The sequence below is a fragment of the Leptolyngbya sp. FACHB-8 genome (assembly GCF_014695575.1).
Classification (GTDB): Bacteria; Cyanobacteriota; Cyanobacteriia; order Elainellales; family Elainellaceae; genus Vacuolonema.
Genome location: NZ_JACJOO010000074.1, coordinates 113,174 through 136,112, shown reverse-complemented (window position 1 = coordinate 136,112; position 22,939 = coordinate 113,174). Strand labels below are relative to the sequence as shown.

The window sequence follows — 22,939 nt, the reverse complement described above, 5'->3', positions numbered from 1 at the left end:
ATAAGGTATCGATGACAACGACCAAACTGTTGAGGAGCCGGATGAATTGAAACAATTCACGTCCGGTTTTGAAGACCAGCGGGGCTGGTGACAGCCTCGCTGAGTTTAATTAGCAATCAAGTCCGATTATTGAACTGTGGAAGAATGAATTTCTAGGTGTTGAACTTGAGAAAGGTGTTTACGGTTCACCATCCTTACCTATCACCAAAAAACTTGGCAACCCAAGGCAGCTTTGAAAGCCTACTTAGATACCTGGGGGCATAATGTATCTTGAAGCAGCAAAAGCACGGTTCCAAGAACTTGAGCAGCTTAATAAAGATATCTATAAAAATCGGCCCTGTTCGCTGGAGGAAGTTGAACTTTTAGAGAACGATTTGAAGTTAAAGCTGCCTGATGCATACCGAGAATTTCTTTTATGGTGTGGAAACCGTTGTGGATTCCTTGATTCGGATAGGTATTTCTGGAGTGATGTAAAGGACTCCCACCGTGAATGGTTTGAGGAAGCAATGGAAGAATATAACCTGCCGATGACCCTGATATCCTTAGATGCCATCATCTTTTTCGCAGCTCATGGGGGATACATTTATGCATTTATTCGTGCTTCTGAAGGAGATAATCCTCCTGTTCACGAGCTTCGGAATGGTCAATTGATTTGGAATCATGCTGACAGCATTGAGCAATTCTGTCTTGAGAGAATCGAAACTGCATTGAGGCTCGCAAAAGGTCGTTAACGATTCACAGATGCTATTTTATGAGCAACTCCATAGACTTTCAGCAAGAGTTCGACAAAGTGAGGCGATACTTATAGCAACCAGGAGCTGCAGCCGAGGATTAGTAGCGCAGAGCGCATTTTGCTTAAGGATGCTATTACAGAGCGCTTTATCTCAGTGTATATTCCATCTATCAATATTCTGCTACTTGCGTATCAAAGATAATTGCTAACAATCCGCTTGCACACCGACCGTTGGTAAATTATTTGTTGAGTCCGAGGGGTTACTAGCGGCGGGTGAAGCGGGGCGTTAGACAGCGGCGGCGAACTGGCACTTAATTGTCCCTTATGATGAGCAGGCGACCGAGTGGTGTCGGGGACTCGTTTACCATTCGCGGGGACTTGGTGTTAGAGTTACATTTACTTCGCCGACTCGTGGAGCGCGTTGGGCAGATGTGGGTGTACTCTGACAGCGGCTCGCTAGCGATCGTAGTCGATCCGACTATTGACCCAGAAGCGGTCGCAGCAGCGTGGATTCGCGCCGAGTCTGCCGACGATAGTTGGACAGAGTTCCTGGGAAAACTATCAGATGCCTAATAAATAGTTAGGAGACCGAGACAAACTGATGGCAATGGAAGTCTCTCACATCTGGATTGGCGTGTTCGCATCCAGCGCTTTTGAAGACTATTTTATGGAGCATTATGGAGATGATGAAGCTCCGATCAATCGTTTCGCTGAAGAACAGGGAGAGGTGTTTTACGACCACGACTGGATTGAGATTAGCTATCTTGACGATTCCGAAGCATCGGATATTCGATCGTTTGTTGCTGAGCATTCATACTCGGAAAACTATCTTGACGCGGTTTGTGAACGTGCTGTAGCACTCAGAGTTGACAGAATAAATGTCTTTGTGATTGCAGACAAAAACGAGTTCGACAATCCGCGCTCAGTCACCGGAACAAATTACCGGCTAGAATACCTTGGGGAATTCAACTGTTTTACTTAATCAGGCGGCAATCGCCCCAAGATGCCTAACAATTCCCATGCACACCGACCGTCGAAAATGATTGGTTATGATGCAAGCACTGTCTGCGGCGGGTGATGGGAACCGTTAGCCCTCTAGTCCTCGGTTGGGACTGTGCATCAAGCTTATCCGTTAGCGGCAAAGCAATTGCGTTCAGATCTATCAGGGGTAGCTGCTTGGGTAATTGCAGAGCAAATAGAGGTAACAAAGCTTGCCCTTGGTAGTATGTACAGGTGTGCATACTATAATTGAGATGGCTTATCAATGGAATAGGGACAAAGCAATAGCCAATCTTCGCAAGCATGGTATTGACTTCGCTGATGCAGTATCCGTTTTCTCCGACGATCTGGCAATTACGATTCCAGATGAGCGGTTTGATGAGGAACGGTTTGTCACGATCGGGGTTGATGCCTTTGCACGAGTTTTGGTGGTTGTATACACGATGCGGGACGATGAGATCCGGATCATCTCTGCCCGCAAAGCAACCCGACAAGAACGGCAGCAGTATGAGGAGGGATGAGTATGGAAGCTGAATATGATTTTAGTCAGGGTAAACGAGGGGCAATCGACCCAACGCCACCTGGAAAAACTCGCATCACAATTCGCTTAGATGACGAGGTTTTGGAATGGTTTCGTGAACAAGTTCACAGTGCAGGCGGAGGCAATTATCAAACGATGATTAACGAAGCCTTGCGTCAGCATATTCAGCAGAACCGAGAACCTTTAGAGGAAACATTACGTAGAGTTGTTCGTGAAGAGCTTGAACGTATTGAGCGATGAGGTACTTGCTGAGGGCTAACCAGTCGCTGCACCGGAACATCGAAAGTTGTCGGTTAGTTTCACAAGTTATCTGTGTCCGGTGAGCTTGGTCGTTATGCGGCTTAGTATGCTTTAGAGGCAGGGCGATTACTACAGAAAAGGTTTCAAGTTGCGATTTCTAGCTTGGGTAATTATTTGCGTAGCAAGTATAGCAATTATAAAAAACGTATCTATAACGTGAGTCAAGAGAGACAGCCCGATCGTAGCTCTGTCGGGCTTCGGTATATTGCTGTAGGTCAACTAGAGCTAATCCTCGTTGGTACCAGAATTCGCCACAGTCTGGCTCCAGGGCAATTGCCTGGTTGTAAGCCTCAATTGCTAGATGCAACTGCCGCTGTTGAACCAGAATCTCTGCTTTCCGATACCAAGAGTCAGCAGATGGCTCTAGCTGGATTGCTCGATCAAAAGCCTCAACAGCTTTGTCTAAGCAATTAAGGCGTGCCAAGCAATTTCCATAATTATGCCAAGCTTCCCAGTTATCAGGTTCCAGCCTTAGAGATTCTTCGAAAGCTTTCAACGAACTTGAATACTGCTGATAATGCTCTCCTAGCAGACACGCTTTGAAGAACCAAGCGGATGCTGACTTGGGATTGAGCTTTAGAGCTTGATCGTAAGAATGAAGTGCAGCATCATAAAATCCTAAACGGTGAAATGATTCGGCTTGAATGTTCCATAACAGCCAATCATTGGGGTTGAGCTGAATAGCACGATCGCATTGAATTAAAATATCTTCATCAGTTATACCCTCATAACCTTCTTGCCACAAAATATGGGTAGTAAATGCACGGTTAGCTGCATCTTGAGCAGACAAGTCAGGAGAGGGTTGCATGGAAAACCACCTAATCGATCAGAAACTCTAAACCTAGCAGAAGCATTATCAAGGTTGCTACTCCGCTTCAAAGAGACAGCCAGAGTCAAGTTGCTTCGTTGTTAGCCTCTACTGCCGCTGATTTTTGCCGTTATGCCTTAATCATGGGTATCGATATAGTTGAAGAGCATTGGGTTTTTTAATATTGGAATGGCAATGGGTATCGATATAGTTGAAGAGCAATGGGTTTTTTAATATTGGAATGGCAGAGATATGGATAATTTGTCACATAGCCTGATTTGTCGGCACATATTTAGAGCACAAGATTTGGTAGATGCCTACCCACCGCAACTACATGACGCAAACAAGAAGATTGTTTACAAAATCGCTTGTCCAACGGGATGTACTCATAACGGTCAACTCGTGTTTTCCCGTTGGTCTGCAATGCCACTTCCACAAGTTCTTTTCCCTTCTAAGTATCAGACTAACCTTGATGAGCGAGAGGATTACTTTGGTTATGAGCCGTCCCAGGATAGTACTCAGTTGGAGTGGTATCTTAACTTTGCTCATTACGATCTTTTCTGTGCGTATGGTGGTCCTCTGTTTGCTCAGGACGAGATGCAGGTAGCTGAGCACCCTGCCTTGGGTTCACTACGAGAAGCACTGCTGGATAAAGACATTAAGCCATTAACAGTAGAGAATGGACAACCCACCCCTATCCTCATTCGTGGAGTTGAACGCAGATGCGCAATTGCTACTGACAACAATCCACAACAGGGCCGCCCCTATGGCCTTTATGGCAACAATTTCGCGCGAGCTCCACTGGATGCTATCAAACAAGCAACACAACCTCTTAATCCACCGACAATCACAAACATCATTGCAATGGAGGCTCCTTCAGAAGGTTACGGCTCCTATAAGCTAGAGGAGATTGAATACATTCTCACAACAGCATTCACTGGATTTCTGGCAGCACGTATCGAGTCGCAGTTAGAACTGGGTCAGCAAGCAAGTGTGCTTATTCACACAGGTTTTTGGGGGTGCGGAGCTTATGGCGGCAATCGTATACTCATGGCGCTTCTGCAACTTCTAGCTGCCCGTCTAAGTCAAGTGAATTGCTTAATCTTTCATACTGGTGGTTTTGCGGGTAATGAGGCTCTTGCCGAAGCTCAACGGATCCTGGATCAATTCCTGGTTTCTAATGATTTAGAGGTTAGAGTTCCCCACTTAATAGAAGAAATCTATAGGATGGAATTTCAGTGGGGTGTTAGCGACGGGAACTAAGGGGCAGCCGTATGATTTCTACCGTGTGAAGGCATAACAATCCCGTTGCACACCGACCGTACACAGCCTCTTCATGAATTTCCAGCGGTTACTAACGGCGGGTGGTTGGAACCGTTATACGTCAAGGACGCGCAACCGTTGCATCTAGTAATGTTCGACATTGATGGAACGCTGGTAGATTCCTACGGAGTCGATGGTGATCTATTCGCCCGTGCGATTAGGCTTGAGCTTGGAGTGCCGGTTGATGAAACCTGGCAGTCCTATCAGCAGCGCACGGATAGTGGTGTTCTCGAAGAGGTGCTGGTGCAAAACAATGTATCAGTAGATGAGAGGCCGCAGGCTTTCGAGCGAGTCAAGAGTTGCTTTATTGACCTCATGCAGGATTACATCGCAAAACAGCCAACAGGATTAACACCCATTTCCGGTGCTCCTGAGCTGATCCGCAAGCTTCGCTCGAGTTCCGAAGTCGTGATTGCCTTCGCGACTGGAGGCTGGCGCGAGACTGCCGAAATGAAACTGAGTTCAGTCGGGATCGAATTTGAAGGTTTACCATTTGCTACATCGTCTGACGCAGTAGCACGAACTGAGATTATGCGGTTAGCCGAGCGGCAAGCGGGCGTGTTCGGCAGTTTTACGCGGCGAACATACTTCGGCGATGCGCCATGGGATAAGAAGGCGAGCGCTGACCTTGGCTATGATTTTTTGGCAGTAGGGGGAAGAGTCGAGCACCCACACAACTTTGAAGACCTCTCGGATTTAGAGGCTATTCTCGGTGTGCTCGGCGTATAACAATCATGTTGGAACGGATTGCAGAAAGATGCCGGCTTCATTTCAAAAGTCATAACAACCGCTCAACACGCTCGTTAAGCAGCTTGCTCTAGCCAATTGAGACGAAATCTGAAAGATAAAATTTTTTGGGATGAACTACGTATCGCCTGGCTACTTCGTTGCAGCTTCGTTACCTTCCCCCTAAACAGATTCTTCGAAATTCTCGCTTTTCTTACTAATTAACCTGAGTTCGGGTTAAGGGCGTTTTCGAGTGCCGCGCAACGCGCGGCACTCGAAAACGCTCATTTTGGCGTGCGCTTTGCGCACGCCAAAATGAGCACTGCAGCTTATCCCGAACTGAGGTTAATTAGTAGCGAAATACTGCTGCAACAGGGGTATTGTCTGGTACTTTTTCTGGTTCAACAGCATAGACTGCTCCTCCGTGAAAGATCGTCTGAATTGCTGCTGCATTGAGCAGATCTTCATCACCAGGCTGAGCCTCATTGTGTATCTCAAGTTCCATTGAGCCCGGGTCAAAATGTCCCCATCTTTGTACGCCAACCGGAACAAAAAGCTGTTCTACACGACCATAAAATGCCCCTTGAATGACTTCATTCAAGTCATTTGAGCCTTTGCCAGCCGCAATTGACTCATGATAATAATCGATCGCTTTTTCCTGGTCTGCTTCAAACTGTGGCTCTACGATCGCCCAAGCTTCTGCATGAAGCTCTTCCGCCGTTAGCTGCTTTGTGTTGTGCTGAATCCCTTCTTCCACAATGAAATTGTAAGTATTTGCCTCGTGATAAATCGGCAGCAAATAGCTAACGCCAGCTAAGACAAGGGGCGATCGACGATTGCGGAAAAATTCGTGTAGGCTCTTATCGACTAACAGGAAATACTGCAGCAAATCTTCCTTAACGTTTTCGCGCTCGCCGCCCTGTCCGTGATAGGAGCCACCTGCTTGCAAAGCTGAACGACCTGCACCCGCTCCCTGGCGGCGCTGCTCATCCTTCGCTGTTTCGTCATACTGCAAGGCTTCATCCATGCTCTTCGGCAAGCCTTCAATTTCAATTTCACGGGTGATGCCATAGCGATTGCCTTCCAAAAGGCGCACATCACGCTGACCAAGCGTGAGAACATAAAAGCGATCATCGCCGCTCAACAGCGGAATTAGCGGCTTGAGATGAAAGCGATCGCTTACGACTACCAGTTCAATGAGATCGATCGGCACCTGGTAGAAACGGAAGAACCCTTCTGAAATGAATAAAGCTAAACCTGCGTTCTGCTGCTGCCAAAATTCATTTTCATCCAGTTCACTAGCGGGCTGAAGAAATTGGTTTGGATCAGCCGAGTGCAATTCATATTTTTCTAACTCTGCTTTTGCCTGCTGAAGTAGATTTTTGAAGCGGACAGGGTTTTGCTGAGTTTCTGAACTAAGCTGCACGGTCGGCATGTAAATTGATACACACAACCCTTGCGGCTGTTCAACGAGTTCTTTCAGTTCTTCGATCGAAAGGAAGCTCATATTATTAAGACAGGATTACAAAGATGTGGAAGGGAACCCTCATACTGTAAAAACTTTTCCAAGCCTAGGCCCCTGCCGAATGGTAGAAAAGAAGCTCAATCGTTTAGCAACACGTAACACGTTCTAAACAGATGTAATCGCTGATAAGGAAGCAGTGCAGTTTAGCAAGTTGTGTTGCAGAAACGGGTCAATGATGAGATGGGAAAGTCCGGGCTGACCTCCCCACCTTGCTATATCTACTCTGGATTTATAGTTGCTGAAACTGCTTAACCGTGTGTTGGTGCAGACGATTAAAGGTTGTTGAGTATCTAAAGTTATCTGCTGTCGCCTAACTCTACCGTTATGCTGCTCAGCCTGTTTTAGAGGCAGGGCGATGACTACAGAAAAGGTTTCAAGTTGCAATTTTTAACTTGGGTAACTATTTGCGTAGCAAGCATAGCAATTATAAAGAACATATCTATAACGTGGGTCAAAAGAAACAGCCTAATCGCAGCTCTGTCGGGCTTCGGTATTGCTTTAGGTCACGAGAGCTAATCCTCGTTGGTACCAGAATATGCCACAGTCTGACTCCAACCCAGTTGCTTGGTTGCTTGGTCGTAAGCCTCAATTGCTAGATGAAACTGCTGCTATTGAACCAGAATCTCTGCTTTCCGATACCAAGAGTCAGTAGATGGTTCTAGTTGAATTGCTTAATCAAAAGCCTCAATAGCTTTGTCTAAGCAATTAAGGCGTGCTAACGCACGCATCCATCACCATTTTCCAATCCCTATAGTTACACGATGCATATTGCCTGTGCGTTCTTTGTGACAAATTGGGAAGCCTATTTTGATGCTCTTACAATAGTCGTCACTCCTGATGGTCATTTTGTACTTGAAGGTTGGGATACATACTGGTTCGGAATCTGTTCAAACTTTCCCATTGCAATACTCTGAACAGTTTTTCTGAAATCCTTGATTTTGCGTGCGCGAAGCGCACGCAAAATCAAGGATTTCAGAAAAACTGTCCGAACTAATGCCATTGGGACAGTGGGTAGATACCTATCACAGCACCGTGGAGATATCTAAAGAAGTGAGGTGTAAGAGAATGTTTGCACGAGGAAGCAGAACAAAGCCTCTTCAATGGTGATGTATGGCTTCCCAGGATTGTAATCCTAGGAAAACTCAACAATCTGGTCCGAAACCCCCTGCGATCGCGTTATGTTTAGAACACTCTATATAAGCTAGTTTTTTGTGTGGATACTGGTATCTGCTATTCTTGGTGTCGTCATTTACGTGCTGATACGCTTTACTCAGCAGAGGAGCGGTGTAATAGAGCCAACCTCTTCTAGAAGAATCTTCAGCGGATCTGAGACGCATGCAATTGTTTTAATGGATGACGACATTAATTCTATGGAGAATGTTGTCAATACCCTGGTGAGAGTGATTGGCATTTCTGAAAAGCAATCAATTAATTTTATGGTTAGAGTTCACAAAGAGGGAATTGCTATAGTTTGGGCAGGTGCTAGGAGTGAATCAGAACACTATCTGCAAAATCTAAGAGAATCAGGACTACGATGTTTTTTAATAGAGATTGTGCATCATAACTTTTGATCCAGCATCCTGATTTACCCTCTGCTCCTAGGCACTCTCTTTAACCAATAGGTTCTGAGCAGCTATAGTTTTTTTGTTTAACTGCCCTCCTGTATCATTAGTTCGGACAGTTTTTCTGAAACCTTTGATTTTGCGTGCGCGAAGCGCACGCAAAATCAAAGGTTTCAGAAAAACTGTCCAGAGTATTGTGTATGTGAAAGTGCCAGGAGGGAGCAGTAAAGTGCGAAATCGGCTCATACATCACGGTGGTGATATCCCGAGCGATGAGAAGGATAAATATTCTTGCATTGATGGAATAACTGTAATGTCATTATCCCCGATGCACTGTCTTGTTATTGAGGATGACTTTATATGGGGCATGGTTGAGCATGCTCAGAACTATCTTCATAAAGCAGTCATTTCTTAACTTTTTCCTGAGTGCGATCGCTTGTCTGTAGGGTAGATTGACGAAGGAAGCTCTACAACTCTTTAGCACTTTACGTTGCCTGCCTTAACGCTCGCCAGCTAACCCTTGCGTGCATCGGACGGATTGGTTACCTAGAGCTATCTACCGTCAGTGACGCTCGCCGTTATGCTTCTTAGTCTCTAGTGGAGAGGCAGTCTGAACCTCATCTGTTTGTATTAAGGGTGAAGCCAGCATGAGTGAATTTAGTGAGTCATATCATCTACGTCAAGCTTCTCAAGAAGATGCTGTTCAGTTGTTGCAAAGGGCAGGATTAAAAGGGATTGTTTTCCCTTCAAGTAGCCAGTGGACAAGTTTTGTTCCAGGGGGGCAGGATTGGGAAGCTCTGCCAGCGATCGTTCAAGCAAATTCCGGGATATTGCTGCATTATTCCTATGGCGAGGATCACGGCTGGACGATTGAAGTGTATGAGGATGCAGAGCACCGGATGGTATTTCAACACTGGTGGGATGATTTCTCGGAGGAACTTGGCGATTTTGCCCCATCTTGCCCACCAAATAACCCTGATATAGAGCTTTTAGCTCAATGGATTCCGCAATCTCCTGAGAGTTTTGAAGTTTTGCAAAAATGCCTCATGACGGATGGACAGGATAGGGCTTACGAGTTTGCCCAACTAATAGGACTAGAGTATTTTAAAGGGCTGTCCCCGAACTCCTGGAGCCATAGTCCAGAGAGCGTTCGTAAGCCAGGAGTGATTGAAGTATGAAGATGATAGGATGCGGCATAACCATTCAAATGTAGCGGGCTTACTGAGATGCTTTCCGCTTCGTTCTTAGTCCCCTGTGCCGCTGATTTGAACCATTGGGCAGAACCTAAAGATCTCTTAAGTGGAGCAGTGGAGCACACATCATGCATACCGCCTGGGTCGTTCAGACAAACGTTGAGCCTGAATCAATGTCTCCAACTGCACTCCGACACGCCTGTGCTGTTGAGAAGCGACCCTTTTACGACATTTCTGTCCTTCCAGGTTCTGCATCGCTTCCTGAAATGCCGACAATCGATGGTCCTGTAGTCTTTCACGGTCGCACCACTCTCATCCTACGGGCTTTTGAGCACCCGGAATGGCGACGTGGTATCTTCTTTGATCCGATGCACTTTCAACACCGGACCTACGCTACTGCCTATGGTGATCAGTTGCTGAATGCCGATGCCAAGGTCATGACATGGGAAGAGTTCCTTCGCCAATCACGTGCTCCAGAAGAACTTGTCTTTCTCAAGCCAAATGACGATTTAAAGCGCTTCACCGGAGGCATGTTCTCCTTTGCCCAGTGCTCCGCACTCTACGACCGTCTTCGCAGCGCAGTGCAACCGATCGACCCAACAGCGGAAGTGGTAGTCGGCAAGCCACGTGAAATCGATGCAGAGTGGCGTGTGTTCATAGTGGATGGTGAGGTTATCAGTGGCAGCATGTACCGACCGAGTGACGATACATACCTTCCTCCCGATCTCATTGTCTTTGCAGAGAGCGTTGCCTCACAATGGGTGCCTGCAAGCGTTTTTGTTCTGGATGTAGCACGTGTCGAACAAACGTGGAAGATTGTGGAATGTAACTGCTTCAACGGCAGCCGATTTTACACGGCTGATGTCTGTCGAATTGTACGAGCCGTTTCAGAACACCAAGAACGAGCGATGTAGGAGGATGTAGCAACTCTGTCCAACATGACGCTGAACCGGAACTACCTATAAGTTGTTTGGGTTTCAAAGGTGTTTATGTCTAGTTCGCTTAACTGTTAACCGCCTAGAAAACTGAGAGCAGTGCAAGTGATTGAAATTGCAACAAGTAAGGATTTCGAGGCGATCGCTGATTTGAATGTCGCAGCCTACGCAGAATTTGCATCGTATCTCCCGTCTGGTTCTTGGAAAGTCATGCAGAAGAATCTGCGAAATATTTCAGAAAGAGCAGAGGCGGCAGAATTCATAGTTTATCGTTTCAGCAATGACATTATTGGTTCGGTTGCTTACTGTCCGGCGGGGAAAGGTGACCCGACAATTTTCAGGTCAGATATGGCCTCGCTCCTCTTGTTGGCAGTTCACCCAGAACATCGAGGCAAAGGTATTGCTAAGGCTTTAACCATGGCGTGCATTTCCAAAGCAATAAACGATAAGGCGAGTTCAATCGGTCTTTTCACAAGTGAACTGATGCAGTCCGCACAACATATCTACCGGGACTTGGGCTTTCAGCAAGAGTCGGAGTTGCCCAAGCGAAATGGTGTTAGATACTTTCGGTTTGTTCTTTCGTTGGCTTCTGGTGTTGTCGGCGGCTAATAAGCTATTGCAGCGAACTGAAAGATTCTGCCAGTAATGAGTTAAAGGCTGTTGCAACCACTGGCTAGGATCGTTCGGCTACAAAAATGCTCGGAAAGTATAGATAGTAAGAGTTTTGCAGAGCGACCATGGATGATACTTTGAGTGTTTAGTGGGGCACCCAATCATGAAACAGATTCAAATTCCTGTTAATGGAGACAACATCTCCAGATATGAGTTTTATATAGAAGAGGAATTCCCAAACGCTATCATCACGTGGTTAACTGATTGGTTGACCAAATACATAGAAAGTGGTGCGAAATTTTCTAATGGCCAAATTTTTCAGTATGGGTGGTCCGTATTACAGTGCCAACTGCAAAATAATTGCCTGAGGTTACTTGCTCCAGATTTTCAATCTATGCCAATTGAATGGATACCAAATATTACAAAAGTTCTTCACATTCTAATGGAGCATAAGTATGTACCAGAAAGCTTTGAACTCGATATGGATGTTCCCTCTTTGGAAGATACTGCCGTTGTTGGGCGAGGGTTTGAAGAGTTGCCAACAATAATGGTTAGAAGCAGTAGGAGTGAAAATAATCCTCAAGATTCAGGCTGGTTTGTTGGTAGCTTTAGAGAAGATATCGATAACAATGATCCAAGTAATCTTGAACTGATGACTTTGTATGAAGTAGTGCTGTGTGCGCCCCATACCCTGAGATATTTATCTATGCCCCAGGGAACGCAGATTGTGTTTGAGAGCAACTCTCCAGTTATCTTCTTTGATGAGCAATTGCTGAATCCAAAAGCTGGTAGTTACCTCGCTAATAAGCTAGCTCTCGAAAGTTAGTGCTCTACTTAAACTACATTACGTTTAATTGTAGATCTGCTATACAGCGCTTTGCGCTTGAATCAGCCACGGTTGTTTTTGTGGGAGCCGCGCTCCGCGCGGCTCCCACAAAAACAACCGGATTTTAAGCGTTTGAAAAGCGCTGTATAGCCGCACACTGCAATGCACTAGACGATAATGAAGCATGTCCGTTGCAGAGCGATATTTCTGCTAGTTTGCGGATCCTCGCTCTTCGGACGCTCGGGCGACGAAATCGAAATTCCTGACGGCACCTTCGATACGCCGAACCAGGTGCCACCCACCTGTAAGCTCTGGGTTTGTTGTTGGGAGAATTAGTTGCCCCCGTTCAACGTTGCACACCGATATGAGCGCGACCTATTTTCAGGCTTCAATTCAAAATGAGAATTGCTGTTTCAGCACCCGTTGCGTCTGAAAAGTGCAAACACTATGGGAGAATAGAGCTTTCATGAGATTTATCTATGCCTGCAGCTTACATTCAAAATGAAGCCGAGTTTGATGCTCTTCTAGGTGCAGAGTCATTGTTTGTTGTAGATTGCACTGCCTCCTGGTGTGGCCCTTGCAAGCTGATTGCTCCATTGATTGATCAGCTCGCAGATGAATATGGCGATCGCGTCAAAGTCTTAAAATTAGACCTGGATGCTAATAAAGAAGTAGCTAAGCGATATGGAATTCGCAGTATTCCTGCCGTAATGTTCTTCTCTCAAGGCGACGTGGCAGAAACACTCGTTGGCGCGAAAAAGTACGAAGAATACAGTACTACTCTCGGCAAGTATCTGGCTTGAAATCAATAGATCAGTAGGTGGTTGCAATTAAACATAAGACCCAAAAGCAATGACGCCCACTAAGCAGGCGTCATTGCTTTTGGGTCTTATGTTTAAGCGGCCTGAGCCAGACGATCGCCTCACCAGAATTTGGGCCTCGGTAGAGCCATTATTGAGATGCAGTTGGTGCTGACTGGGGCTGGTCGCACACGAAGCGTAGAACGGCGGCTGCGCTACTGCCTGCCTGAGGTTGTGCTAATTGGCCCGCATCGTCATAGCTAATTCGCTGAATGACCTGCCGCTGTCTATCGTGGACGACGACTCGCCTGAGCCGGGAAACGCCGCTAGCACAATCGACAGAACGATACAGCATGGCACCATAAACTGGTTGCTCTACCTCAACCCCAATGAATGCATTGTTTGGTTGCGGAAAATCGCGATATTCCCAATACCAAACAATTCCATCCCTAAATTCAATGGAGTTGCGCTCTACCATGAAGCGATCGCCCACAGCATTGCGTGTGACCTCGAACCAATTTTCTTGAGCCGGTTGAGCCAGCGCACTCGAAACGCTGATAAACGGAATAATTGCTGCTAAACCAATCAACAGAGTTTTCATAGCGTTACTGGGAATTAGACGGAGATTGGCCACCAGACGCACCTTCAGAAGTGCGACTGCGATAACCCTCAACGTTTTGGATAGCTTGTCGGGCGTAGGAATCATCAGGGCGTTCATCTAATGCCCGTTGAAAATACAGGAGCGCTCTTTCGTAATCCCGCTGCTGCGTTGCCTCATAGCCTGCTGTCATGTAGCGATCGAATTCTGAGGGCTGCTGTGGCTGTTGTGCGGGAGGTGCGGAGGGTTGAGGTGTGGCAGCAGCACTCGATGACCCTCGCTGCTGCTGATAGGCATTCACAACCCGCTGAATGTAAGCTGAAATTTCAGCACTGTTGTACTGAGATGGGTCACCTCGCATCCACCAGGCAGCGGCTCGACGTACCGCTAGCATTTCATCGTTGTTGCTAGCGCCATACTCATCTTGCAGCACATCTCGCATCACACACGTTACAACCGAACGGGCAACCACTGGGCTAGCCTCAAATTCAGTTGGTGAAAGCTCTCGACCGATGCATGACCTTGACCATCGGGGAATGTTTCCTGGCATAATTTGCCAGTCACTATATAGCCCGTCATCTGCACGCCCCGTTTGAGGCGCTGCTTGCCGAAGTGCCTCGACCAGTGCTGCAACTTGACGGTCTGAAACTTGTGCCTGGGCTGGTAGCGTTCCTATAGCCAGAAGGACGCCAAGGCTGACGATTAGTTTGCCAATTGATGCTCGCATACTATCATCCCAAATTACATCCCAAGTTGGATCTTACATTCATTATTTGAGGTTTGTCATTCATCATTTGTTAGTTGTTTTTTATAGAGAAATAGGCACTGAAGTGAGAGAGAGGGGTTGGACGTTGGACAAGGTTTGTCTTCTGCGTGCAATATTGAGTTCCATATTTGGGAACTTCTTTGTCAACTAACTTGGGAGAGGTTTTGTGAGTAGGGAAGTGCGATCGCATCAGCTCGTACGTTGGATCGAGTAACTCTAGCCCTGTGTAACCGAGTGGTTTGCCAATGTTCAAGTGTGGGGCTATCCCGCACCTAAACATAAAATTTGAGGAGTTTTTGAGGGGGTGTAGATCTCTCAAAAACTCCTTGACAAAGTACTAGCAAAGACAATGCTGTAAGGAGATTTCCAACAATGAAATTACCCCCAGGATGTTGGTGCTTTGCCCGCGAAGCGGGCAAAGCACCAACATCCTGGTAGATTCTTATGCAGAAACCTCCTAAGTAGCAGAAGTTGAAGAATTGGGGAATGCTTGAAAAGCGGTGCTGGAAGACTATTGGATTCGGCACACATACTTTGAAAGAACAGGACTAGAATCTATGAGAGTAAGGTTACTGGTGCGGTGCATTCTCATTGCTTGTATGGCCCTGTTTGTTTTGGCTGCATGTCGTAACCCAATATTAAGCAGCCAAGAGTCAGCCCAGATTCTTCTCGTTGGGAACAGCTTTACCTTTTTCAATGATGGTATTGATCAACAACTGGTAGGGTTGTCTCCTTCGAGCCGTGTGTCCAGTGTTGCTCTAGGAGGCTATACCTTAGACGACCACACGCATGACAAGAATACTCGCCGAACCATCCGTGACGGTGGCTGGGAATATGTCGTCTTGCAAGAACAAAGCCAAATACCTATTTTTGATCCAGGAAAGTTTCATAAATCCGTCAGAAAGCTCGATAAAGAAATCAGAAAGCGGGGAGCCAAAACGGTTCTTTTGATGACCTGGGAACGTCCCGATAGTGTGAGTTATGGAGTTACGACGGCAAGCCTGGCAGATGCCTATAACGCGGTCGGCGCAGAACTGGGGGCTACAGTAGCGCCAGCAGGTTTAGCATTTGCGCGGTCCCTAACTGAAAGGCCAGATCTGGTGTTATACAACCTGGATGGCCATCCAACCCCTTATGGAACTTACCTGGCAGCGTGTGTTCTATACGGCACGATCTTTGAGCGTAGCCCTGTCGGTAATCCTTATGGGGGCAGAAGTATCCCTAGAGACGTGGGAGTGTACTTTCAAAAAATAGCAGCGGAAAGTTTAGGTTATTAACAATCGGCTGATCGGGAACTGTAAGGTGACGCCATACTGTTGCGATCGCAGTCAGCGTTAACCCCAACACGGGCTCGCGCTGCAGGAAACCATGACTCCCGCTATATACACACCAGCCGCCGCGCTCTAATGAGCCTACTTTGCTACAGGGGCTGCGAGGGTTCCTTCTCCCAAGCCAGCGTCTCGTAGCCGCTGGGCACCAATATTGCGGCTCAGAACGGCCAGTCCAGCCAGATGAGCCTGCAATCCTGCGGTACTGGCACAGCAGTCTGTTAATACAATCGGTTCAATGCCCTGATCGAATAGATCCATGGCGATTTTTAGAACACACATATCTGTGTCGATTCCAACGACAGCGATTTGTTGAACCTGGTTCTCACAAAGGTAATCCACTAGCTCACTGGGCATTCCGCATAGGCCCGGTTTACTGAAGACGAATTCGGATTGGATGTAGGGTGCTAAATCTTCGGACAGGTCAGTTTCAGGCGCGTCATGACAACCGTTCCACTGGAGAAGACGTGTGTAAGGGCCATCGGCTGCATTAATGAAGCGGGTAAATAATACAGGGGAATAAAGCTTCTGCTCAATTAAGCGAGCTACTCTTTTAGGAATATGATGGGTAAAGTCATTAATAAAACCTGTTTGTACATCCACAACCAGTAAAGGAATAGTCATAAATAGTTTTAATTAGCTTGCCATTTTTACTATTAACGATTTTCTGTGTAAAGCTTAGTCTTGCACCTAAAAATCCTTCTTTAGTAGGAGGAGTACACAAGCTGGTATGGAACCTACCGTAACCGTTCTTGCATCAGGATTGAACCTCTTGTCTTTTCAAGGGGTTACGGTCTTTCAGGATGCAATTATCGTAGCCACTGTGGAAGGAGATTTAGTACGGGTTGCACCTGACGGAACTTTAGTGACCTGGGTGAACGTGGAGCGCTATGGTATCCCTGCTGGAATTGTCGGTTTGCAAGAATCGGTTATTGTAGCTCTTTCGGCTCAGGAGTTGGGCCACTCTCTCGTGCAGGTCACTAAACAAAGCGAAGTATCTTCTCTGGCAGATTTATCTGACTTTGCAGGGGACTTTGGCGCACCATTTGCAGTGGCTGCTAGCGAGGGGTACTATCCCTTCTACCTAGTTGCTGTTTCAACAGATGTGTTGGGTTCTGCGGGCTTGATTGTTCGAGTGACCCGCTCTGGTAGAACAACTGTCTTAACCCCTTTAGACAGCACATCTTTTGGGATTGGAATTGGAGAAGATTACATTATCGCGACTCAAGAAAACGGGCAAGTTTTGAGAATCGCTTTTACGGGGGAAACGAAAGCGATCGCCGATCTACAACAAGCTGACCTGGGTGCCCCTTTGGATATCACTCGTCTGGGCGATCGCTGGATGACTGTGACAACGGCAGGTTGGCTAGTAGCCCTAAAGCCTAATGGAATGTTATCTCCTATCATCAACATCGCGGAGATGGGTGAAGGCTTACCAACAACACTCACGACTCTTGGCAATCAATTGATTGTTGCGACCCAGGCAGGTAAGTTGCTGCGGATTGAGGTGTAATTGCTGATCCTACAACGCTTGGCGCTTGAATCAGCCACGGTTGTTTTTGTGAGAGCCGCGCGGAGCGCGGCTCTCACAAAAACAACCAGATTTTAAGCACTTGAAAACCGCTGTATGACATGACAAAACCTCCCAACCAAAATTTTCACATTAGTATCTTTATCGCAGATGTGCTGGAACCAGTAACTTGGGATATAAATCTGAACTGACTAACTCTGCTGTTGCTCTGGCTGGTGTGTAGCGAATTGTTTCTACATGGGTGGCAGATTCTAAAGATTGAGTGCGGAACTCAACCTGTACTTCAGCGATCGCCTGAGCTGAACAAAGACACGCCTGAATAGCTTGATCGGTAATGAAAAAACGAAAGCAAATTGGAAAAGAAAAAGAATTTTGGATCTGCAAATCTTTATAACCATACACAACGGTTGCATCAGAACCTAAGGGAGCAAACCGTGTGGCATCTGTGTAAATATCTTTGGAGTGTGGATGACGCTCCAGGATTGTTAATCCAGATTTGAGCGCCAGAAAATAAAGCATGCCCGATAACTGGCATAATCCGCCACCTACCGATGTTGCCAGCTCTGTGCCAGTAATGGTTCTTCCTTCAACGAATCCCGCTTTAGTGGTGGGGTTTCCAACCAGATGCCAGAAAGAAAAAATTTGACCCGGCAGAATCACGACGTTCTGAAGCTTTTGGATAGCCAGGTTGAGGTTATGTTTCTTTCGCTCAAGATGGTGCCCTGTCATGGAGCCCAGAGGCTGGGTTAGGGTTACTTGTGGCAGAAAGTCATCGTGAGCGTGGGTGTCGCGATGCTTTGCCAGTTGCTGCCATTTTCCTGTGAGCCGAGCTGCCAGGTATCGCTGAACGATGCGTATATTAACTCGCCAACTTGGCGGAATAAGTTTTTTCATTCCATTGTCCTTGTTATTAGTCGTACTTAATCAGTTGAATAAACAGATAGGATGCAATGTTTTTTAGCCATGTTTGGCAGAGAAAATCATCGAGCGATCGCACTCGATCACGGTAAGTTGTTGGAATTCGGTGCACTGGAAAGAGCATCACCCCGCTCGATGCCTGAAGCTCCCATTTGCCCTGAGTCGCCTCACGAATCTGTGGGATAGATAAAGCGGTTGCCCCGTGCCAATCTTCTGCCCGGTATCGCACCAGATTGCGGCGTAAGGCCGATGGAATATCAAAGATCAACATGCCTCCCGGACGCAAAATGCGGTGGCATTCATCCAGAATGGTGGCAACCTTTGCTGGGTTCAGATGCATGAAAAAGTGAAGAGAAAAGATGGCATCGTAGGAAGCTGAGGGGAGCGGAATTTCACATGCGGATGCCTGAATTAGAGATACATCAGGATATTTCTGGCTGGCGATCTCTAACATGTTGGCACTGGCATCTAAACCAGCCGTCGCTAAATCTAGAAAACGCCCCGTGCCACAGGCTAAATCCAGAACGGATGAATCGGAGGAGCGAGGTAACCAGCGCTTCAAAATCTTCCGTTCCTGGTCATCAATATAACGACCATAGGTGTTGGCAAAGCGTGAGCGATCGTAATCAGCGGCAATGCTGTCGTAATACGATTGAATGGATTGTTCTTCTGTATCGATATTCGCTAAAGGATTGGTGATATTAAAATCGCTCATGTTATCCCTTTTTGAATAGAATCAACGTTCAATGCAAAAAGTGTTAAAGTATTTCGTCTTTCATAGTAAACATCTGAAAACCCGATTATTCCGCAAATTCTATATCAGTCGTTTCTGTTCGTTATTGAAACTTATCTATCTTTTTATGAAAATCGTATTGCTTCAAATGTTTACAAAATTGGTATCCAAGGAGAGTACCAGGACAGAATCCCGTCGCTTTTCCTGGATACCTAACTTTGTGCCTCACTTAGAGGGCGATCGCGCAATCCTAAACTGACCAATACTGACAGGAAAGCCGTACTGCCAACCATCCAGAAGACTAGATGAAAATTACCGCTAGAGCTGAGGATGCCTGCAAGAATGCTAGAACCCACAATGCTCCCAAGGTAACGGCTGGTCGAGAAGATGCCTGCTGCGACGCCAGCTTCTTTGGGGCTTAAAGACTCGATGGCTGACGTTTGTAACCCTGCCATTGAAGCACCCATCCCGCTTCCGGCGATCGCCAAACCGGGCAGCAAAAAAGCAAGGGGCACCGTTTCTGCCTGGATGACGAGAGGCAGCAAACCCAGGGTAAACAACGCCAGACCTGCGACGGTTGGTATCCGGCGGCCCCAACGGTCTGCCCACCGTCCGCCGAGAGGCGAACCAACGATCATCAACCCTGAGAAAGCGGCGAGGACAAAACCAATTTGTGAGTCCATCCATCCCGCCCGTTCAGACAGAAAGATGGGCAAGCTGAGCAATGTGACATACATTGCCAGGTTGCTGAGGGCGATCGCCCCATTGGCAGCGGCAAACGCTCGTTTCCGGAAAAAGCGCAGTTGGATAATGGGGTCTGGATGTCGTCCTTCATAGACGAATAATGCTGCCATTAACGCAACAACACCCGCCACCGCTACTCCTGGCGAAACAGGGAGGCCACCCTGCCGCATTTGGGAAAGGAACCCGGCTAAGCTGGCCAAGACTGACGCTAACAGGAGCGATCCGCCCCAATCAAATGGACGGGATGAAGCTGATGGTTTGCTGCGAGGAAACGCCCACCACCCCAACAGTAAAGCTGGCAGGATGAGCAAGACATTGACAAAAAAGATGGCTCGCCATCCGGCCAGACTGGTCAGCACCCCTCCAATAGGCGGGCCGATCGCCGCCGCTAAGGAGATCGCACTGCTGATTAATCCAAACTGGGTCGCACGCTGGTGATCGGGCACGACTTCTCGTACTAAAGCGACCCCGTTGGGAATAGCGATCGCCCCAGACACCGCTTGCAACAGCCGAAAGCCTATGAGCATCTCCAGAGTCGGTGCCCAGGTTGCGGCTAAAGACGCTCCACCAAAACAGATCAACCCTCCCAAAATGAGGGAACGTCGGCCCCAGCGATCGCCCAATTTACCAGCGATGGGTTGCAGGGTTGCCATAGCAATCAGATAGCTTGTCACGAGCCAACTGGCGTGGGCAACGTTCGTTTGAAACTCCGTGATCAGGCGCGGCAATGCGACCGCGATCATGGTCGAGTTCAACGGTGCCAGCATTGAACTGAGGGTGATCGCAATGAGTAGAGCGCGATCGCGCCAAACAGATTTGGAGGACGAATCATTCATGTCAATTAGGTTTAAGCCTCAGAAGGTCGTTTTTCGTGCGCTACATACACACAAAAACAACACATCCTCTTAAACACCAGGGGACGCAATACGAGTGATGGCGCGGCACTGGAGTAAGTATAAGGTGGAACCCTCAAAGCACCATTCCATATCCAGTGCTTGCTGGAAGTACTGTTCGCACTGGGTTGCCAGCAAATTGAGTTGCTCCAGATGCCATGCCTCCAGGCAGAGGGCACGTATCCGATGCGGTTCTACCTCAACTTCCTGGGTGTGGCCCTCCGTGCTCGGCATCACTGCAATATCCTTCATCCCAGGAGTTTGCTCAAGAACAAGCCCTTGCCGGGTTAATCGGTAATGGTCGGGTGTGACCAGGCCCGACACAATCGCCTCACCCAGCCCCCAGGATGCCTCAATTACCCGCTCGTCCTGGCCGGTGATCGGGTTACGAGTAAACAGTACCCCCGATTGCAGAGCAGGAATAAACCGTTGCACGACAACGGCAACCTGAGGTGCTTGAGTAATCCCCAAGCGCTGGCGGTAGCTTTGTGCTGCGGCACTTTGCCCGGATTGCCAGACCTGTTGCACCGCTTTGACCATGCTGTCAGGTGAGCAAATATTCAAGCAGGTGAGATGTTGACCCGCGAAACTTGCCTCACTGGAATCTTCCCCCACAGCCGAGGAGCGCACGGCCACAGGCCCTTTCAGTTGAGCAAAGGCTTGTAAGGCCAAGTCGATCGCAACCGGGTCTTGAGCGGCGATCGCGTCCACCAGACCGGCTGTTAGCGCAAAGCCCGGTGGAACAGGAAGGCCCGCCCGAATAGCGGCCCCTAATTGCACAGCTTTACCACCACAAGCGGTTTCATCAACAGCGTCAATTAAGTTGATCGGTGCGTATAGCGGTACATTCAACAGCGTCATGCCAGAATTTTCACCTCTCCAGTTGTTCCATCAATCCGAATGCGGCTACCATTTGGAATCGCCTGCGTTGCTTCCATGCAGCCCACGACAGCAGGCAAACCATATTCACGGGCGACGATCGCCGCGTGCGATAGCAATCCACCGCGATCGGTGACAATGCCTCCCAGCATCGGCAACAGCGCATTATAAGAAGGGGCGGTCATCCGAGCGACTAAGATATCGCCTTCTTTCACCTGCGCCATGTCTTCCAGGTTGAGCACCAATCGGGCAATGCCTTCATACTGGCCTGGGCTAGCTGCAACCCCTTGGATGGTTTGAGGCTCAATTTGCTTACCCGGTGCTGCAAATAAGTGCCCCAGGACCAAGTTAATCGCGCGGCTCAAACGGGCCGCAGCAGGTGGCAACCACTCATCAGGTGGCGGGGGACTGGGGGGCGCGCCCAGATGAACGGGGGCATCGGCAATGGTTTTGCTTGTGCGGTAATGGAAATATTCCGCCAGCTCACTGGCGGGAATTCCGTCCTGCCCATTGAGCATGGCAACCAGTTCGTCGTGGGTGAGTTCAACGGCGTGCTCTGGCTTGTCTAGCTTGCCTGCGGCTACGAGGCGATCGCCCGCCGCTAAGATAGCCCGTCTCGCAATTCCGGTGGCCCAGGCATCATTGAGATAGCCACGCTCATCTCGAATGCGATAGGTTAGACGGGCTTCTGCGAGTAGTTCATCAAAGGCGGCACGATGTTCCTCCGGTACAGCGGCTCGAACTTTTGCCGTTTGCTCTGCCAACTGTTCAGTCGCGCTCTCATGTACTGTGTGCTCTAAGGCGGAACGAATTGTTTTGACCAATAACTCCGGGGTATCCAGAGCCGACAAATCCCCAACGTCATACCCGGTTAAGACGCGTAGCCCAACGGTATTGAGATAGGCTTTTGCTGCCTCACCAACGTCCCCTGGCATCGTTTCCAATTGATGCAGAATCTCGGCGGCAGGTTGTTGGCTATTGAGGATGGAGGCGGCTGCGGGCTGTTGGGAAATGGCTTGGGCCAGATGTTGAATTTCGGCGATCGCTCCAATCGAAACAGGCGTTGCTCCTTGCAGCAGTTGTAGGAGCGTTTGAGCCTCCAGCCCAGTCCATGCTTGCGTTTGTACGAGAAAATCGCCGAGGGGTAGCAATGCACAGGGATTCAACCGATGGTGGAAGTAAATCGCCTCGGCGACCGCATCTCGACAAGCCGTAAGGTGAGTAATGAGGTCTTCAAGCGATAGCTGTTTGGGATCAACACTTTGCAGCTCTAGGTATTTACGGGTCAGTTCTGGTTTCCAGGTTTCGTCCCATTGTTTCAGGTCTTGCCGCCATAATTTCTGCTCAAAAGCAGCTTGAGAGGCTTTAATGCGCTGGCGAACCTGGGGATGCAAGCGGGTGAGTAGCTTAAAAATCAATTTTGGCGGCGGTGCTTTGGCTTCGAGTGGTGCCCCTACGACATGCGCGCAGTTGTAGGCAAAACCATTCACGACACCGTATTCTAAATAGTCCAGCAATAGCCCATATCGAGCTGTTCCTTCCCGGAATCCTCGCTTAAATGCAGGGGGAAAGACATCTGCCCCCCAACGTGTCATGGGGCGCGCCCAATGAGTTGTTTCTAACGTCCAGGAACCGGGGCCTGGTGGTACAAAATTTTCTACGTACA

General features: G+C 48.1%; 25 protein-coding genes. 15 read left to right on the top strand and 10 right to left on the bottom strand.

Features of this window, described 5'->3' with window-relative positions:
* The first annotated feature begins 263 nt into the window (after positions 1-263).
* The 5 genes from H6F91_RS20685 (at position 264) to H6F91_RS20665 (ending at position 2,513) form a co-directional block, all read left to right on the top strand.
* Positions 264-731, top strand: coding sequence for an SMI1/KNR4 family protein (locus H6F91_RS20685; protein ID WP_190774819.1), 468 nt, complete (start codon positions 264-266; stop codon positions 729-731).
* A 326-nt stretch (positions 732-1,057) separates the two neighbouring features.
* Positions 1,058-1,306, top strand: a complete 249-nt coding sequence (locus H6F91_RS20680) for a hypothetical protein (protein ID WP_190774818.1) — start codon at positions 1,058-1,060, stop codon at positions 1,304-1,306.
* Between the two features lie 28 nt (positions 1,307-1,334).
* The gene (locus H6F91_RS20675) at positions 1,335-1,715 is read left to right on the top strand and encodes an immunity 22 family protein (RefSeq protein WP_190774817.1); all 381 of its coding nucleotides are present in this window, start codon (positions 1,335-1,337) and stop codon (positions 1,713-1,715) included.
* A 271-nt stretch (positions 1,716-1,986) separates the two neighbouring features.
* Positions 1,987-2,253, top strand: a complete 267-nt coding sequence (locus H6F91_RS20670) for a BrnT family toxin (RefSeq protein ID WP_190774816.1) — start codon at positions 1,987-1,989, stop codon at positions 2,251-2,253.
* A 2-nt stretch (positions 2,254-2,255) separates the two neighbouring features.
* Complete coding sequence (locus H6F91_RS20665; protein ID WP_190774815.1) at positions 2,256-2,513, top strand: BrnA antitoxin family protein; 258 nt, start codon at positions 2,256-2,258, stop codon at positions 2,511-2,513.
* Between the two features lie 157 nt (positions 2,514-2,670).
* Here the strand turns inward: H6F91_RS20665 and H6F91_RS20660 are convergent, their stop codons facing one another.
* A complete protein-coding gene (locus tag H6F91_RS20660; protein WP_190789454.1) occupies positions 2,671-3,381 on the bottom strand; it encodes a tetratricopeptide repeat protein in 711 nt (236 codons plus the stop codon).
* Positions 3,382-3,633: 252 nt separating this feature from the next.
* Between H6F91_RS20660 and H6F91_RS20655 the strand changes: the two genes are divergently transcribed.
* Both H6F91_RS20655 and H6F91_RS20650 read left to right on the top strand, forming a co-directional pair.
* Entirely contained in the window at positions 3,634-4,644 is a 1,011-nt protein-coding gene (locus H6F91_RS20655) for a hypothetical protein (RefSeq protein ID WP_206754956.1), read from the top strand.
* 150 nt (positions 4,645-4,794) lie between these two features.
* Positions 4,795-5,433 carry an HAD hydrolase-like protein gene (locus H6F91_RS20650; RefSeq protein WP_190774812.1) on the top strand — a complete coding sequence of 213 codons (639 nt, stop codon included), beginning with the start codon at positions 4,795-4,797 and terminating at the stop codon, positions 5,431-5,433.
* A 346-nt stretch (positions 5,434-5,779) separates the two neighbouring features.
* Here the strand turns inward: H6F91_RS20650 and H6F91_RS20645 are convergent, their stop codons facing one another.
* Entirely contained in the window at positions 5,780-6,865 is a 1,086-nt protein-coding gene (locus tag H6F91_RS20645; RefSeq protein ID WP_242035895.1) for a hypothetical protein, read from the bottom strand.
* 1,301 nt (positions 6,866-8,166) lie between these two features.
* Here H6F91_RS20645 and H6F91_RS20640 point away from each other — a divergent pair.
* The 6 genes from H6F91_RS20640 to H6F91_RS20615 all read left to right on the top strand — a co-directional run bounded on the left by H6F91_RS20640 (position 8,167) and on the right by H6F91_RS20615 (position 12,886).
* Entirely contained in the window at positions 8,167-8,526 is a 360-nt protein-coding gene (locus H6F91_RS20640; protein ID WP_347280066.1) for an ATP-dependent Clp protease adaptor ClpS, read from the top strand.
* A gap of 638 nt (positions 8,527-9,164) precedes the next feature.
* On the top strand, positions 9,165-9,695 hold the full coding sequence (locus H6F91_RS20635; protein ID WP_190774809.1) for a hypothetical protein: 531 nt from the start codon (positions 9,165-9,167) through the stop codon (positions 9,693-9,695).
* 143 nt (positions 9,696-9,838) lie between these two features.
* Positions 9,839-10,624 (top strand): ATP-grasp domain-containing protein, encoded by a 786-nt coding sequence (locus H6F91_RS20630; protein ID WP_190789453.1) that lies wholly within the window; start codon positions 9,839-9,841, stop codon positions 10,622-10,624.
* Between the two features lie 126 nt (positions 10,625-10,750).
* On the top strand, positions 10,751-11,254 hold the full coding sequence (locus tag H6F91_RS20625; RefSeq protein WP_190789452.1) for a GNAT family N-acetyltransferase: 504 nt from the start codon (positions 10,751-10,753) through the stop codon (positions 11,252-11,254).
* Between the two features lie 166 nt (positions 11,255-11,420).
* Entirely contained in the window at positions 11,421-12,083 is a 663-nt protein-coding gene (locus H6F91_RS20620; protein WP_190771583.1) for a DUF2185 domain-containing protein, read from the top strand.
* Between the two features lie 479 nt (positions 12,084-12,562).
* A complete protein-coding gene (locus H6F91_RS20615) occupies positions 12,563-12,886 on the top strand; it encodes a thioredoxin domain-containing protein (RefSeq protein ID WP_190771584.1) in 324 nt (107 codons plus the stop codon).
* A gap of 148 nt (positions 12,887-13,034) precedes the next feature.
* On the opposite strand, the gene H6F91_RS20610 is transcribed toward H6F91_RS20615, so the two are convergent.
* Both H6F91_RS20610 and H6F91_RS27595 read right to left on the bottom strand, forming a co-directional pair.
* On the bottom strand, positions 13,035-13,484 hold the full coding sequence (locus tag H6F91_RS20610; protein WP_190771585.1) for a hypothetical protein: 450 nt from the start codon (positions 13,482-13,484) through the stop codon (positions 13,035-13,037).
* 4 nt (positions 13,485-13,488) lie between these two features.
* Positions 13,489-14,208, bottom strand: a complete 720-nt coding sequence (locus H6F91_RS27595) for a hypothetical protein (RefSeq protein WP_199307958.1) — start codon at positions 14,206-14,208, stop codon at positions 13,489-13,491.
* Between the two features lie 596 nt (positions 14,209-14,804).
* Here H6F91_RS27595 and H6F91_RS20600 point away from each other — a divergent pair.
* On the top strand, positions 14,805-15,524 hold the full coding sequence (locus tag H6F91_RS20600) for a hypothetical protein (RefSeq protein ID WP_190771586.1): 720 nt from the start codon (positions 14,805-14,807) through the stop codon (positions 15,522-15,524).
* 135 nt (positions 15,525-15,659) lie between these two features.
* Here H6F91_RS20600 and H6F91_RS20595 read toward each other — a convergent pair whose 3' ends face one another.
* On the bottom strand, positions 15,660-16,199 hold the full coding sequence (locus H6F91_RS20595; protein ID WP_190771587.1) for an isochorismatase family cysteine hydrolase: 540 nt from the start codon (positions 16,197-16,199) through the stop codon (positions 15,660-15,662).
* Between the two features lie 106 nt (positions 16,200-16,305).
* Between H6F91_RS20595 and H6F91_RS20590 the strand changes: the two genes are divergently transcribed.
* Entirely contained in the window at positions 16,306-17,088 is a 783-nt protein-coding gene (locus H6F91_RS20590; RefSeq protein WP_190771588.1) for a hypothetical protein, read from the top strand.
* Between the two features lie 159 nt (positions 17,089-17,247).
* Here the strand turns inward: H6F91_RS20590 and H6F91_RS20585 are convergent, their stop codons facing one another.
* From H6F91_RS20585 to H6F91_RS20565, 5 genes are all read right to left on the bottom strand, one after another.
* Positions 17,248-18,000 carry a VanW family protein gene (locus H6F91_RS20585; protein ID WP_190771589.1) on the bottom strand — a complete coding sequence of 251 codons (753 nt, stop codon included), beginning with the start codon at positions 17,998-18,000 and terminating at the stop codon, positions 17,248-17,250.
* A gap of 16 nt (positions 18,001-18,016) precedes the next feature.
* Positions 18,017-18,739, bottom strand: a complete 723-nt coding sequence (locus H6F91_RS20580; RefSeq protein ID WP_190771590.1) for a class I SAM-dependent methyltransferase — start codon at positions 18,737-18,739, stop codon at positions 18,017-18,019.
* A gap of 230 nt (positions 18,740-18,969) precedes the next feature.
* Positions 18,970-20,337, bottom strand: a complete 1,368-nt coding sequence (locus H6F91_RS20575) for an MFS transporter (protein ID WP_190771591.1) — start codon at positions 20,335-20,337, stop codon at positions 18,970-18,972.
* A 69-nt stretch (positions 20,338-20,406) separates the two neighbouring features.
* On the bottom strand, positions 20,407-21,255 hold the full coding sequence (locus H6F91_RS20570) for a PEP/pyruvate-binding domain-containing protein (protein ID WP_190771592.1): 849 nt from the start codon (positions 21,253-21,255) through the stop codon (positions 20,407-20,409).
* Positions 21,252-22,868 carry a PEP-utilizing enzyme gene (locus H6F91_RS20565; RefSeq protein WP_190771593.1) on the bottom strand — a complete coding sequence of 539 codons (1,617 nt, stop codon included), beginning with the start codon at positions 22,866-22,868 and terminating at the stop codon, positions 21,252-21,254. The genes H6F91_RS20570 and H6F91_RS20565 overlap by 4 nt, the downstream gene beginning before the upstream one ends.
* Positions 22,869-22,939: the final 71 nt, after the last annotated feature.

Excerpts from the sequence above, each read along its gene's own strand:
- H6F91_RS20685 (WP_190774819.1), top strand. The coding sequence starts at position 264 with ATGTATCTTGAAGCAGCAAAAGCACGGTTCCAAGAACTTGAGCAGCTT.
- H6F91_RS20680 (WP_190774818.1), top strand. The coding sequence starts at position 1,058 with ATGATGAGCAGGCGACCGAGTGGTGTCGGGGACTCGTTTACCATTCGC.
- H6F91_RS20675 (WP_190774817.1), top strand. The coding sequence starts at position 1,335 with ATGGCAATGGAAGTCTCTCACATCTGGATTGGCGTGTTCGCATCCAGC.
- H6F91_RS20670 (WP_190774816.1), top strand. The coding sequence starts at position 1,987 with ATGGCTTATCAATGGAATAGGGACAAAGCAATAGCCAATCTTCGCAAG.
- H6F91_RS20665 (WP_190774815.1), top strand. The coding sequence starts at position 2,256 with ATGGAAGCTGAATATGATTTTAGTCAGGGTAAACGAGGGGCAATCGAC.
- H6F91_RS20660 (WP_190789454.1), bottom strand. The coding sequence starts at position 3,381 with ATGCAACCCTCTCCTGACTTGTCTGCTCAAGATGCAGCTAACCGTGCA.
- H6F91_RS20655 (WP_206754956.1), top strand. The coding sequence starts at position 3,634 with ATGGATAATTTGTCACATAGCCTGATTTGTCGGCACATATTTAGAGCA.
- H6F91_RS20650 (WP_190774812.1), top strand. The coding sequence starts at position 4,795 with ATGTTCGACATTGATGGAACGCTGGTAGATTCCTACGGAGTCGATGGT.
- H6F91_RS20645 (WP_242035895.1), bottom strand. The coding sequence starts at position 6,865 with ATGCCGACCGTGCAGCTTAGTTCAGAAACTCAGCAAAACCCTGTCCGC.
- H6F91_RS20635 (WP_190774809.1), top strand. The coding sequence starts at position 9,165 with ATGAGTGAATTTAGTGAGTCATATCATCTACGTCAAGCTTCTCAAGAA.
- H6F91_RS20630 (WP_190789453.1), top strand. The coding sequence starts at position 9,839 with ATGCATACCGCCTGGGTCGTTCAGACAAACGTTGAGCCTGAATCAATG.
- H6F91_RS20620 (WP_190771583.1), top strand. The coding sequence starts at position 11,421 with ATGAAACAGATTCAAATTCCTGTTAATGGAGACAACATCTCCAGATAT.
- H6F91_RS20615 (WP_190771584.1), top strand. The coding sequence starts at position 12,563 with ATGCCTGCAGCTTACATTCAAAATGAAGCCGAGTTTGATGCTCTTCTA.
- H6F91_RS20610 (WP_190771585.1), bottom strand. The coding sequence starts at position 13,484 with ATGAAAACTCTGTTGATTGGTTTAGCAGCAATTATTCCGTTTATCAGC.
- H6F91_RS27595 (WP_199307958.1), bottom strand. The coding sequence starts at position 14,208 with ATGCGAGCATCAATTGGCAAACTAATCGTCAGCCTTGGCGTCCTTCTG.
- H6F91_RS20600 (WP_190771586.1), top strand. The coding sequence starts at position 14,805 with ATGAGAGTAAGGTTACTGGTGCGGTGCATTCTCATTGCTTGTATGGCC.
- H6F91_RS20595 (WP_190771587.1), bottom strand. The coding sequence starts at position 16,199 with ATGACTATTCCTTTACTGGTTGTGGATGTACAAACAGGTTTTATTAAT.
- H6F91_RS20590 (WP_190771588.1), top strand. The coding sequence starts at position 16,306 with ATGGAACCTACCGTAACCGTTCTTGCATCAGGATTGAACCTCTTGTCT.
- H6F91_RS20585 (WP_190771589.1), bottom strand. The coding sequence starts at position 18,000 with ATGAAAAAACTTATTCCGCCAAGTTGGCGAGTTAATATACGCATCGTT.
- H6F91_RS20580 (WP_190771590.1), bottom strand. The coding sequence starts at position 18,739 with ATGAGCGATTTTAATATCACCAATCCTTTAGCGAATATCGATACAGAA.
- H6F91_RS20575 (WP_190771591.1), bottom strand. The coding sequence starts at position 20,337 with ATGAATGATTCGTCCTCCAAATCTGTTTGGCGCGATCGCGCTCTACTC.
- H6F91_RS20570 (WP_190771592.1), bottom strand. The coding sequence starts at position 21,255 with ATGACGCTGTTGAATGTACCGCTATACGCACCGATCAACTTAATTGAC.
- H6F91_RS20565 (WP_190771593.1), bottom strand. The coding sequence starts at position 22,868 with ATGACACGTTGGGGGGCAGATGTCTTTCCCCCTGCATTTAAGCGAGGA.